8 protein-coding genes and 1 pseudogene are annotated in these 13,562 nt (G+C 38.5%); 1 reads left to right on the top strand and 8 read right to left on the bottom strand.

Features of this window, described 5'->3' with window-relative positions:
* Positions 1–364: 364 nt before the first annotated feature.
* Entirely contained in the window at positions 365–1,123 is a 759-nt protein-coding gene (locus tag VB733_RS26300) for a PEP-CTERM sorting domain-containing protein (protein WP_323343002.1), read from the bottom strand.
* A gap of 516 nt (positions 1,124–1,639) precedes the next feature.
* Here VB733_RS26300 and VB733_RS26295 point away from each other — a divergent pair.
* On the top strand, positions 1,640–1,879 hold the full coding sequence (locus VB733_RS26295; RefSeq protein WP_323343001.1) for a type II toxin-antitoxin system HicB family antitoxin: 240 nt from the start codon (positions 1,640–1,642) through the stop codon (positions 1,877–1,879).
* 79 nt (positions 1,880–1,958) lie between these two features.
* Here the strand turns inward: VB733_RS26295 and VB733_RS26290 are convergent.
* The 7 genes and pseudogenes from VB733_RS26290 to VB733_RS26260 form a co-directional block, all read right to left on the bottom strand.
* Positions 1,959–2,186, bottom strand: a pseudogene (locus tag VB733_RS26290) (DUF5615 family PIN-like protein); the annotation flags it as partial.
* A gap of 230 nt (positions 2,187–2,416) precedes the next feature.
* Entirely contained in the window at positions 2,417–2,554 is a 138-nt protein-coding gene (locus tag VB733_RS26285; RefSeq protein ID WP_323343000.1) for a DUF5615 family PIN-like protein, read from the bottom strand.
* Positions 2,551–2,775, bottom strand: a complete 225-nt coding sequence (locus tag VB733_RS26280) for a DUF433 domain-containing protein (RefSeq protein WP_323342999.1) — start codon at positions 2,773–2,775, stop codon at positions 2,551–2,553. The genes VB733_RS26285 and VB733_RS26280 overlap by 4 nt, the downstream gene beginning before the upstream one ends.
* A 333-nt stretch (positions 2,776–3,108) precedes the next feature.
* Complete coding sequence (locus VB733_RS26275; RefSeq protein WP_323343003.1) at positions 3,109–10,035, bottom strand: putative Ig domain-containing protein; 6,927 nt, start codon at positions 10,033–10,035, stop codon at positions 3,109–3,111.
* Positions 10,036–10,044: 9 nt separating this feature from the next.
* Positions 10,045–12,147: an Ig-like domain-containing protein gene (locus VB733_RS26270; RefSeq protein WP_323342998.1), complete on the bottom strand. Its 2,103-nt coding sequence runs from the start codon at positions 12,145–12,147 to the stop codon at positions 10,045–10,047.
* A 697-nt stretch (positions 12,148–12,844) separates the two neighbouring features.
* Positions 12,845–13,339 carry a hypothetical protein gene (locus VB733_RS26265; RefSeq protein ID WP_323342997.1) on the bottom strand — a complete coding sequence of 165 codons (495 nt, stop codon included), beginning with the start codon at positions 13,337–13,339 and terminating at the stop codon, positions 12,845–12,847.
* Positions 13,340–13,359: 20 nt separating this feature from the next.
* The coding region (locus VB733_RS26260) for a hypothetical protein (RefSeq protein ID WP_323342996.1) at positions 13,360–13,562 on the bottom strand (203 nt) is incomplete at its 5' end.

Here is a 13,562-nt window from a genome sequence, read left to right as displayed (position 1 = left end):
TTTTTTGCCAGTCTGGTAATAATATTTGTTTGCCTGTTAGATATGAACTTAAGCGAGTGGGTAAATTTGGTTGAGTTTGGGCTGTGGTTGGCAATACAGAATAGATGCTTGCTGTAGCAAGTAGAAAAGAAACAATTAAGCGATGATTTTTCATAAGAAGACACGGAGAAATTTTATGAAAGATTATCGATTACTTAGGTTTATTTTCATGCTTGACTATTGATGTAAACATATTTATGTCAATAGTGATATTTTGGAATAATTAACAACTCAAAAATATATTCGGGTATATCGTATCAAGAAGATAAGTATTGACCAAAACTTGGCAGTCAATATCTGAACAGACGAATTTAAGGGAGTGAAATCAGCTTGATTCTTGATTTTGAGACCTCTTTTTGGATAAAGTTGCAAACCCCAAGGCTAATCCACTTCCCAAAATAGTTATTGGTTGGGGAAGTGGTTCTGGTACGGATTGACTTGTTTCTAAACTAATATTATTCAAAGACAACGCAGAGGTAACAGTAAAATCATTTATATCTATCACACCTAAAGCGATTGTATAGGCTCCGGCGCTGTTAAATTGATATTCGTAGTTTTGGATTCCTGTTTGCCGATCAAAATTATTAGTAGAGCTTACAGTCGCATTGTTGATATCAGCAAGTTTTGTCATTTGCCCATTCACCAAGAAAAACCCATAGTCTAAAAATGAACCTCGAAAGGATTCTAGATTTTGAGAAGTTTCGTTGGTGCTGAAGTTCCATGCAAATTTTAATTTGTCACCAGCTTTAACCTTAATCGTCTTTTTAATCGCCGAACCTTCATAGGCTACACCGTCTATATCGAATATACTGACATCTACACCGAGAAAATCTTCTAAACCTCCAAAACCGACTATCCCAGCAGGGTTTCCAGAATAATTAAATTCGCCATTCTTGACTCCTAAGTCAAAATCATCATCAAATAAAGCATCAGTGGATAAATTTGCAGTGGTAGGGTTAACTACTTCTACATCTCCAAATTGTTCCCAAGAGTTATCGAATTTTAAATCTAGTGCTTGTGCTGGGTTAGAAAAAATCAAGCTTCCCCAAGTTAACATGCTGACGAGTTTAATAGTAGTTTTCATCGGTTTATTTCGATTATTAAAAAGTCTTGTTTACTTGAATCAAACCAAGAGTATATAGTCAACAGAAAAGTTTTTTCTGTCGATATACTGCTTCAGGGCGATGTTATGTTTTTGCCGAAAAAGATGATTAAATGAAAATCAAGATGTATCTATTATTTGGATTAATATCCGTAGAGAAAACGCAGAATCAATTATTATGGATAACTGATTTGCCTGGATTTACCCAATAGCGACACATCCGAGATGTTGCTTGAAAGTCAAGTATAAGAATATTACTGATGAGATAGGTAAATATGAGGTGAAGAAAACTACCTTGTATGTCAAATAGCAGTAAATATGCTGTGACAGTTCTGTAATATTTTAGTCAAAATTCAAGCGATCGCCTGACAAGTCCAACCCCATTCCCTGCTAACCAGCATAAACCACCGATAAAATTCAATATTAAGGTGCGTCACAGTGAATTTGCACAGAAAAGGTCTAAGCTAAAAACAACAGCTTTCAAAACAGGTGGAATATATGGAAAATAACAGTAAGCAAGTCTATAACTATACGGTTCTTCTGGAAAAAGAACAAGATGGTGGCTATCACGCTTTTTGTCCTGTTCTCAAGGGCTGTCATTCTCAAGGCGACACTTTTGAAGAAGCTGTTGAGAATATTACAGAAGCTATTGAGTTATGTCTTGAAAGTTTAATGGCTGATCATCAACCTATTCCTAAAGAAGATTTAATTGTTAAGCCATTAAGCATCTTAATATGAGTAATTTTCCTACATGCTATCGCACTTCCCAACTTCTCAAAACCGATCGCACTTGACAATCAAGACAGTCGCTACAGGCTCAGGTTAATATTAAAATACTTTCTGTTTCACTATTATAAAATTCAATAATAATTGAAAAATTATCTCTTAAAATTTCGACAATCTTTGAAGTGGGGCTATTGCCAATACGAAGATAGATAAACTTTGGGGGATGACCATAGAGTAAACTACGCTGATGAAAATCCGAGTCTTTAGAAACAATGACAAAACTATTGAATTTGGCAAATTCCCAAATAAGGGCATCATCAGTATTGAGGAGTGCTAAAGTCTATTGCTGTCAAGGTTACTTCAAATAATGCCTTTACCTATTGACCGGTAAGCTTTTCAGGATTTTAAAATATCAAAATTATTGTCTACAAATCCTGATAATAACTAATAATTGAACGCTGAAACCCCTATAACCTCGTTTCTGCTTTTTATGACTGGACATCACTTTCAAGGAGATGATTGGCTTGAAGCCCTCTTGGAATAAGGCTTTCAGACCAAAAAGTGTTTCCAATAGAGACACCTTGACTGGGCTAGTGCTAAAGTCTTGACGTGCTGAGAATCGGGATACAAATCAATAATTTTATTAATAATTCGATCTGACAAATTTTCATCTAATAGCAGTTTCATAGGGATGCTAAAAATAATTTTTTCTCTCGATCAGCAGCAAAAGCCAAACAAGCCTTGATATCCTCGGACGTTAATTCTGAAAAATCTTCAAGAATTTCTGCTTCTGTCATCCCACCTGCTAAATATTCTAAAATATCGTACACAGTTATACGCATTCCGCGAATGCAAGGTTTTCCACTCCGTTTTCCAGGTTCAATGGTAATAATATTTTGGTAATTCATAACGGCTTTATTATTTTCAGCTTTTTGATTATATCCTACTCTCCAAAACCATAGTAAACAGATAATGAGATTAATTTTGGGTTTCGTTCCTCAACCCAACCTACACTCGTCGGCGATCGCACTTCCATATGAGCATAAATCGTAGGGTGTGTAGGGTTCCTTACGGCATCCAAGAAAAGCGACAGCGTAACGCACCAATTTAATGATATTGGTGGTGCGTTACGGCGGATTGTTAATTTTGGTTTTTTGACCGAATTGGTAGCCGCCTAACGCATCCTACAAGATCAGCGATCGCACTTAATTTGTTTACAAGTCACCAAAACTAAACTAATCTCAGATTAAATTAAGCAAGTATCTCCTTATTAGCTCTGCACCTTCTCTTGCTCGACGATAAAGTTTTTCCCTATTCCCATTCGTATCTAGAGCTTTAAAGCCTCCAAATAAAAGTCCAGCAGCAGCTAAATCCTCAAATAGTGTGTTGCCAGGTAATTTAGATGTAAGTCCCAGAAAAGTAGCAGAAAAAGCTACATTAAACCAAATTACTTTTTCGGGAGCGAAACCTGTTAATACTAATTGTTCTAATAAATTTCCGCTACCACCGGCTACTCCATTGATCAAAATTCGTTGAACGGTAGTATTAGCAGTAAATAGACTTGCACCAAAACCTGAAAATGCACCTGCTATAGTTCCTCCTAGTATAGCTAACCCATTGAAATTCCTCGGATCGAATGAACCAGTACGATCTATCTCAGCAACTGAAGCTGATAATGTTCCCACAAGTCCTCCCTGAATAAAAGCGTTCTCTAATATAGCAATGTTGCCACTAGGATCGACAAAAATAGTAGGATTATTTTTAGCGTAATAATAATCATGTAATGTCAATGGTTGATTATTAAACCCCTCAAATGAATCTCTCGAAACAAACCTCCCTGTAGCTGGATCGTAATACCTTGCCCTTAAATAATATCCATCCACAGCATCATCAAACTGCTCACCTGCAAACAGGTAATTATTGCTTGCATTCCCAACTTTCTGGGTTAAATTGCCATAAGCATCATAGTCATACTCTTGGATTACTAACCCATTATTATTAGTTAATTGCCGTGTTGTTCCTAAACCATCGACTTGATAGAAAATACGTCCATTAGCATCCTCTTGAGAAATTAAATCCCATCCATGCACATATGAAGCTTCCACCGTACCATTAGCTTTATACTCCTCAATGACCTGAGCATATTGCTGTTGATTGCTATCAATTAAGAAGCGGGTTTCTTCCCCGTCAACCTTAATTGCAACCCGAATTCCCTCATGATCATATTCAAACTCAACTCGTCCAGTTTCGCCATTTTCCGTAGTTTCAACTGCTATTAACTCACCTTTGGTATTCCATTTATACTGTGCTTGAGTTTGACCATTTTCAATCTGGGCTGTGAGATTACCGTTGTTATCGTATTGGTATTGTGTAACTTTACCACCGAGGGCTTCTTCGATGAGTCGATCATTTTTGTCGTAGCTGTAAGTAGTTGTACCTTCTACCGAGTCAATGCGTTCTAAACGGTTGCCTACGGAGTCGAATTTGTACTGAGATGTTTTGTTTCTAGCAACGGCATCAGTAATTTTCTCTTGGATGAGACGATAGAGTTTATCGTAGCTGTAATCAACTACGCGCCCATCATTTTCGACTACTTTGGTACGGTTGCCCATTGCATCAAGAGTATAACTGTAGCTAGAAATAATCCCCGTTTGGTTGCGGTTTTCTAGATAAGTTAAACGGTTTAACAGGTCATACTGTTGATTTTCAGTGACACCGTTGGCAAATTGGGTTTTAATCAAATTGCTTACCGCATCATAACTATAATCGGTAATGCCACCATCGGGATCGATTACCGTGTCGATGCGGTTCAGTGCATCGTAAGTGTATTTGGTTGCACCAGAAGGAACGGTGAGGGAGAGAATGTTACCTGCTGCATCGTAGGTGTAAGTAATTTGGCGGTTATCGGGTTCGGTGCGAGATAACAGGCGATCGCGTTCATCATAACTGTAATTTGTCACCCCTCGGTTATCGGTAACGCTAGCTAATTCTCCTGTGAGAGTATAGGTAAAGTTTTCGGTAGACGTACCATCGGAGAAGGATTTTTCCGTTAGCCAGTTGCGAGCATTATATTCGTAGGTTGTTGTTGCACCATTAAAGTCAGTGACGCGGATTAAATTACCAATCTTGTCGTGAATGGTCTCATTGCGCTGTCCTCCTGGCAGAATCATCGCTTTGCGTTGTCGCAAGCTATCGTATTCAAACTTGGTAATGTTGCCGTTTGCGTCTTTTTGCTCGATTAAGTTACCGACGGCATCATATTTGTACTCAGTTCGTTGATTTAAGACATCTACAACCGCCGTCAGCCTTCCTAATGCGTCATATTCGTATTTTGTCGTATTTCCTGCCAAATCTGTTTCTGCTACGATCCGTCCTAAAGAATCGTAAGTCATCGCCATCACCGTATTATTGGCGTAAGTAGTCGAAATTAGCCGATCTAATCCGTCATAGGCATAATTAGTTATCCGTCCTAACCCATCCGTCATGGCAATTTGTCGCCCATCTGCGTCGTAGATGTAGGTGGTGACTTCACCCAGGGCATTTGTGCGGACGGTTAAACGATCTGCTTTATCGTAGTCAAACTCGGTGCGGTTGCCTAATTCGTCGATTTCGGCAATAACTAGCCCTGCTTTGTCGTATACTTTCTTCGTTCTGGGATTATTGGTGAGGTCGTTGGGAGTGCTATCAGGATAGATTACTTCTATCTGTCGCCCTAATTTATCGTAGATATAGAGGGTTTTGCGTCCTAATTCATCAACCGTAGCAATCAGACGGTCTAAAGCATCGTATTCATTCTTGGTGCGAGGATTATCGGCTAAATTAGTGGGAGTTTCATCGGGGAGAATGGTTTCTATTAGTAAACCGCGTTCATTATAACGGTATTCGGTACGTCTTCCTAATGCGTCAATTTCCGCGATTTTTTCCCCTGCTGCGTTGTATTCAGTTTTGGTAATTCCCCTCGCACAGCCACAGCTACTACCTTCGGGGTCTGCTTTTTCAATTAAGCGTCCTTGGGCATCATAGATATAGTTAGTAATTGCCCCTAATGCATCGGTGACGCTGGTTACTCTGCCATTACGGTCATAGGTAAAGCTAGTTTTTACCCCCGTTGGGTCTGTGAGTGCGGTAATATTTCCGAAAACATCGTAAGTAAAATTACTGCGATTACTGTTAGCATCAATAACTTCCGTGAGTAAGCCAAATTGGTTGTAATTGTAGGTAGTGACCTTACCCGCAGCATCCCGACGACTGGTGAGATTACCCTTCGCATCGTAGTTGTATGTGGTTGTATTGCCGAGTGGGTCGGTTTCGGTAAGCAGGTCGTTATTGGCGTTATAGGTAAAGCGAGTAGTATTACCTTCACCGTTAGTTTCAGTGAGTTTGTTACCGCGACTATCGTAGGTGTAGCTGGTGATATTACCTTCGGGGTCAGTTTCGCTGATGACATTATTATTTCGATCGTAGGTTCTTGCTGTTACTCCACCTAACGCATCAACTTCGCTGGCAACATTACCCCGTTCGTCAAAGACGTAAGTAGTGGTATTGCCAAAGGGGTCTTTAACAGTTTGGCGTGAGGCAGCAGAATTATAGTTAATATCTAAGGCATTGCCATCAGCATCAAATATTTTGCTAATTTGCCCTTTTTCATCGTATTCGGTACGAACACCAGTTCTACCTAACGGGTCAATGATTTCAGTGAGATAATGAGGGCGATCGCCTTCATATTTAAAGGTAGTTTCATTGCTAGTGCGATCGCTAAACTCAATGAGATTGCCATTTGCGTCATAGCTATATTTCAACGATTTGCCATCGGGGTCGATGATTTGAGTAATGCGCCCCTTAGCATCACGGATAAAGTCTATTTCTACCCCTGTGGAACTGGTAATACCATCATCAGCAAAGGTCAAAATATTACCATTGCGGTCATTTACAGTCTTTAACCCCTGATATTGGTTGTAATTATATTTCGTACCATCTTTGGTAATCAGAGTATAATCACTGGGATTGTAAGTAAAGCCGAATAAATACAGACCCGTTGAACCATCACTGTTTAAACTCAAAGGAAAATACGGAACTTCCAAAGTTTCATAAACACCTGGGTCTGGTCGGAAATAAGGTTTATACCTTGCACCCAAGAACCCACCACCGTCAACTTGGGGGTCAAAGGTAAAGCCAACTCTACGACCATCGGGAGTATTCAGCGTTACCCGCGTACCGACAGTAAAACTATTCCCACCAAAGAAATTATCAAGCTTCAGGTCAGTTCCCGTGGGAGATGATTCCACAATTCCCGCATCTTGCATTCCCAATTCCCAACCATAACCAAAGTCACCTTGGAAATTAGCATCTAAACTGCTGTAACTGCGAGTGATTTCAATAGGAATACCCGTTAGTGGAATTGATAAATCCGTAAAGTCTAAGCTAAATTCTCCTGGTTTGTTTTGGGAATTAAGACCTAAAACTAAACCTTGGACATTAATATTGCCACTAAAGTCCTGACTATAAACCCTGACGTAGTAAGTATCATTGCGATAGAGATTGGGATCAATTTGAGCGAGGATACCATTATTAACATTCCCCCTACCTTCTGCAATAGTTATATAATCTGGGTCGATAGCTGCGGGATTACTGATGTCAATTAAACTAATTGGTGCCAGTTCAACCCGGTAAAACTCCAAATCTGCATCGTTGACGCTTCCAATAATATCAGTGCGTTTGTTAATTACCAGATTGGAAGGATCAAAGCCACTCGCATCAAGCTCTACGATCGGTGCTTTTTTATCATTGGGGTTAATTACCCGTACTGAAATTCTCTCTATATCAGTATTCCCAGCAAAATCAGTAGCTTTTGCGACTAACTCAAATACTCCAGTTTGGTTCAGCGTGAGAGAGGCAGTATTTATAAAACCATTGGTAATATCATCAGGGGTAAGCGCAAGAGAATTACCATTAAATGAAAGGTCTAAATCCGCCAAACCAACATTATCAAATCCCTGGATTTTTAGATTTAGGGTTTCTCCCACTTTCAACACCGAACTATTAAAACCAAGATTTACTTGAGGTGCTTCTGTGTCTAAAAAGGGTGAAGTTACGACTAATTCAAATCTTTGACTCGCAATACCACCATTACCATCATCAACTTGAATTTCAACAGGGAATGCTCCTGCTGTTCCTGGAACCCAGTTAATCAAACCATTTTCATCAATGGTCATCCCCGTAGGAGCTATATTTAAGCGATATGCAAGCGAATCTTTATTAGGGTCAAAGGCTTGTATCTGATAAATAAAACTATTGCCAAGATCGAGACTAGAAGGAGCATTAGAAGTAATGACGGGTGTAGAGGCATCTTTCCCAACTACAATTCGGAAATTTTGTAGGTCACTCGCCCCAAAAGAATCCCGAACCCTTAAAGAAACATCGAAAATTCCTTGTTGATTTAGATCGGGCTTCCAAACGATAGTACCCGTATTCGAGTCTATCGCCATTCCATCAGGTTTTGTCACTAACTCAAAAGCAAGAGTGCCACCATCTGGGTCTACAGCAACTGGGTCATAACGAAATAGTTTATTCGTCTGAGCATACACAGGAGCTTCGCTGATAATATCGGGAGCTTGATTAAGTGTGTTTTCATTGATTTTAGCGTTTCCAAAGTTCCGATTATTAGCAATTTCACCTCGTTTTAATTCAACAAGATGAGCTCCATTTAATTGGGCTATGTTAGCTGCACCAGGTAATGTCAGAGCAATAAGGAAAATTGAATCATCATTGGAAGGATTAGCAGTATCAAGTCGAATAAAAGTATCGCCGTTATTTAAGAAAGGACTAAGGTTATAAAGTTCATCATCACCAGTAGCGTTACTCAAAGGGAGAATAGGATTTGCAAATGAATCTCCCACCCCACCTACGGTTACTAGAGATCCATTAGAAAAAAATATACCATCATCTGAACCAGCAGCAGAAGTAGTAAGTCGGCGACCATTGACATCAACAGTGCTGAATTGCTGACCACCTGCACTGTATTGAATACCTAATGCCATCTGAGCAATGAAATTAGGATCAGTTTTATCTATAGGGCTTCCTAAAGATAATATATTTGTCTGTGGATTTGCTCCTGTAAGACCACCATCAAGAATCGCAATTGTCCTTTGTGGTAGAGATGGATTAGAGTAAATTACAGTCAGACTCACTCCTTCAACTAACCTTGCGTTACCTGTTATTAGCTCGTCTACAGTAAAGTTATAAATACCACCCCTACTATCAACTTTATTTGCAACAATTGAGGTAATGTCTACACGTCCGGTTTCAAAGTTAAGACCCGTATCTCCAACATTATCTAGCCATGATATTGCCACTGAAATACCTTCAAAACCAATTGTTGTTGGTCGGAAGGGTTGATCGAATGTTCGAGTTGCAACATGCAGAAAAGCATATTCCACTTTTGAACCTGCTGGAATTTGCGCTTGGATGCTACCAGTGCTAAAAGTACCTAATCCATCTGTAGAAACTCCCGCTCTACCAACAAAAGTTGCTGCAATATCCTGTTTTGGTTGGATGAGGTTTAGGGAACCATTTGTAATAGAAACCCCTCCTTCTCCGACAGCCAAACCTCTAGGAAAAGTTTGTATAAAGTTTGCTGGAACAACTTGTCTAACGATATATGTTCCTTCTTCTAGCCTGGTAAATTTATAATTCCCGGTTTCATCTACATCTATAGTATTAGGGTTGTCATTTGCTGTTATTTGGATTGGCTCATTCGTATCTAGAATGCCATTATTGTTAATATCAAGGTACACTTTAATCCCTGACATCCCTGGCTCAAGAAAGCGCTCTTTTCCTTGAACTACTTCTATATCCCTCAAACTGTTACTATTGATATCATCCCAAATTGTACCCCTTATTTCACCCCAAGGTATATCAGTTAATTCAATTACAAAATTTTGAACATCAGTTGCTCCACGTCCATCATTGACAAGAATGCTAATGGCATAATTTCCTAATTTTTGTGTAGAAGTACCCCAAACAATCTCTCCTGTTATTTGGTCAATTGCCATGCCAGTAGGTGCAGATAATAGGGAGTAGGTTAAGCTATCTCCATTAGCATCCAAAGCATTAACATCATAGATATAATTTTGACTAGTAGAAGCGGTAGTCAACGGAGTGCTAGTAATTATGGGAGCCTAGTTGATATTGGGAGTAGTAATTGTGGTAGTTATAGTAAAAATTTGAATATCTGTAGCACCCCGACCATCACTGACTTCTACGGTAAAGTCATAAAAAGGCTTTAAATTTTCCAATGGGGCAAAGCTTAAAATTCCATTGCTATTAATTTCTGCTCTCAAAGGTGCATTAATCAATGAATAAGTCAGCTTGTCTCCATCGGGATCGACCGCTTCAAGCTGGTATGTATAAATTTCTTGGGTTTCTGTGTCAAAAATCAATTTCGGATCACTGGTAATCTCTGGTGCGCTGTTAATTCCTTCCCTGGTCAACAACTGCTGAACTCGTCCCTGATTTCCGGCTTTATCGACAGTCACCATCGTAAATGGCGCTTCACCAGCAATCGGCATAGTCACATTTGTAAAGGTAAAATTCCCATTCGCATCAGATGTAACTTTCTGCTGGGTTTCTACCAATATTACTTCCAACCCTGGCTCGGTTTTTCCAACTAATGTAACCGCATATTTATTAGTAATGTTATCCCCAACCTCCCCTGTATCGCTCTCAGGTGCTAATTGAAAACTAATAGGTGGAGCATTGCGGTCTAGAGTAAAATTAACCGTAGTTGTGCTAAAAACTTGAGAACTATTACCAGCTTTTAATTCCAGGGTGTAATTCCCGGAGGGCAAAGAGCCTTTACTCAATATTTCATATTGCTCTAAAGAAATATTAAAACTGCCATCGGGCTTTAAGGAACTACTAATATCGAAAAAACCATTACCGTTGAGATTCCCTTGTAAAGATATTGCATCCTTGGTTTGCCCATTTACAGTCGGATCAAGAGTAATGCGATCGCTATTACTTATCCCTGTGTCATTGGCAAGATTTGCGTTAATACTTGGAACTGGGACATTCTGATAGGGAAGAAAGTGACCGGGAAAACTGCTAAGTTGATTTGCTGTAACGTTGAGAACATTTATATAGGGTCTAGCGGCTAAACTACCAGTTCCATCGCTATCTAAAAGGATCGTTGTCCCTCGCAAATCAGAGCTAAATTGCACATATCCATCAGCGATAGGATTGACCCCGTTATATCCAAAACTTTGTAAAACACCCGTGAGGTCAATAACATCTGTGCGAAGTTCAAAATCTTTGATAGTATCCCCAGCATCACGAATATTGTTGTAAACAAAAATATCGCTACCCAAACCACCATAAATCGAATCAGCACCAAATCCACCCGTAATGCGATCGCTACCCGAAGTCCCAACTAAGTTATCCCGTCCGGATGTACCTAAAATATCATTTGTAGATTGCTCAACTAATAATATTTGACCGTTTAAAGTGATATTCTTAAAGTCATTTTCTACTTTTAAATCTTGAATTTGTTGTGATGTTAAATCACTCCCAGTAACTAACAGAGAGAATAATTTTCCTTCATCTCCATCACTGTCACTCGGGTTTAGTCGTGTATCTAGATAATGTCCTAGTTCTTCGGTGATAACTGGGACAATTTTTTCAACATTATATTGATTCGCTTCTAAAAATGATTTTGCCAGATAAATAGTATTTGTCTGTTGACTGAAAGCTCCCTGAGACTGAAGTTGTGTACCATCAACTATTTCTATATAAGGAAAGTAATTACCAGTTACAAAGTCCCTAATTAAAGTTGTGGCAGTTTCTGGTTGCCATTGCTTACCAAAAGGTATTTGCAATTTCTGGAGATAATCTGCTTCTTGTATAAAATCTTCTAAAGAGTTTTTCACTTCGTAAATTACGTACGATAGCGAGTTATTTATATCGGTAAAATCCGAAAAAATACTAGCCTCTTCATTTACTATGGAAAAATCAACCAGCAAAGCATCTTTTGGCGATGAGATAGTACTTGTAAATGATGGAAATTGGATACCTGTTATTGCTTGTGAAGGTAAATAATTTCCAAAGGAATCAAAAGTATGTATAGTTCCTTCATCAACAGGAGGAAGACTAGAAGAAAAGCTCTGGCTGTTATTTAATATAAATGGTGCCTGAAAGGGAGATGGTTTAGCACCAATAAAGGAAATATTATTTACTGCAAATAAATTGGACTGATTCAAAAAGTTATTTGATTCTAAATTTTCCATTGTTGGATTCCTATTTAAATCTATATTTTAAAATTTTGAATAAAGGCACTTTTAATATTTCTAATCCATTGCAAGATAGACAGAGTGAGAAACTATTTTCATTAGTTTCCAGAAAAGCCCTACTACCTAATTGGATAAAATTGACTGTGATTAATTATTAATCATAGAATGAATGTTTTTAACACCAATTATGATCACTAATTTTTGTATGTCTAGCTTTTTATTAAATTGCATCTTAATTCATACTGTTTTTTAAGGATAAAAAGAAGACATTTACTGACAAAATATTGAATTAGATTAAATAATATTAGCTACTCACTGCTAACATTACTGACTTTATAATGTGTAACCTATTATCATCATCAAAGTCTAGTATTTTTGCGTGCTTATAGTTTTTTTTGCTAAATCTTTATCATAAATTGCGGAAAATGCAGATAAAATAAAGAGAGTATAAATGAAGAACAAATTGTTTTTTCGCTAACAAGGTAAATTGATTTAGATTAAGTAAGAAGAATATACAGCAGATTCGATGTTTATGAGGTACAGTAACCGATTCCGACTCAAGGTTTAAAAAGCATCCCTGAAATTGGTGTACCTCACCTACCTCAAAAGCGCTGTACTTACTCAGTAAGTCATTATAAAGTACGTATTATTTATACAGGCAGTGCTTAGATTGAAAGTATCCTTTGACAATCTCTTAACTTTCAAACAATACCTCTGCTTCTTTTGCCCAACGACTTCTATCGGGTGATGCAGCAGGACGAGCATATACAGCCTTGTTACGAATCTCGATAATTTTATCTTCTTCGCGAATCATGCTAGGTGTGAATTGCGATCGCACCTCTAAAAAATCCCTCACTATCGCAGTTAAAGGCTTTTCCCCAAGCTCCAAACTAGACAACTCCCGCACATTTTTATAAAAAGCATTCTCCGCAGTTTTCCTCACCATCATCCCAATTTCTGCTGGAGTTAGTAACTTAGTCTCTCTCAGCAAACGCAACCAATCTTTTTCGCAAAAATCTAATCCTGGAAAATACTTCGCTAGGTGTAATTTAAAAATTTCATACCTTGCACCAGCATGGGGTAAATCCACAAAAATAATCTCATCAAAACGTCGTATTAATTCGGGTGGTAAAAATTCCAATCTGTTAACCGTTGCCATTACTAATACTTGAGATGTTCTTTCTTGCATCCAAGTCAATAATTTCCCCGCTAATTGACGCGATATACCACCATCATTATCAGCATCAAAACCAGCAAAGCCCTTATCAAATCATCGAAATAGAGAACTAAACCATACTCTCCATTTGCATCACAAAATTGTAAAAACTCTCGTAAATTCTTCCTCGATTCGTAAGCAGTTGCACCTCGTAATCCAGCCCAATCCGCAGCAATCATCGGTACACCCATTTTAG

It is taken from the genome of Calothrix sp. UHCC 0171 (genome assembly GCF_034931845.1).
In the GTDB taxonomy this organism is placed as follows: domain Bacteria; phylum Cyanobacteriota; class Cyanobacteriia; order Cyanobacteriales; family Nostocaceae; genus Brunnivagina.
Note: the sequence above shows the minus strand (reverse complement) of the source record. Positions and strands in the feature narration are given on the sequence as shown.

Bases quoted from the DNA above. Each gene is read 5' to 3' on its own strand.
- VB733_RS26300 (WP_323343002.1), bottom strand. From the start codon at position 1,123: ATGAAAACTACTATTAAACTCGTCAGCATGTTAACTTGGGGAAGCTTG.
- VB733_RS26295 (WP_323343001.1), top strand. From the start codon at position 1,640: ATGGAAAATAACAGTAAGCAAGTCTATAACTATACGGTTCTTCTGGAA.
- VB733_RS26285 (WP_323343000.1), bottom strand. From the start codon at position 2,554: ATGAAACTGCTATTAGATGAAAATTTGTCAGATCGAATTATTAATAAA.
- VB733_RS26280 (WP_323342999.1), bottom strand. From the start codon at position 2,775: ATGAATTACCAAAATATTATTACCATTGAACCTGGAAAACGGAGTGGA.
- VB733_RS26270 (WP_323342998.1), bottom strand. From the start codon at position 12,147: ATGGAAAATTTAGAATCAAATAACTTTTTGAATCAGTCCAATTTATTT.
- VB733_RS26265 (WP_323342997.1), bottom strand. From the start codon at position 13,339: ATGCAAGAAAGAACATCTCAAGTATTAGTAATGGCAACGGTTAACAGA.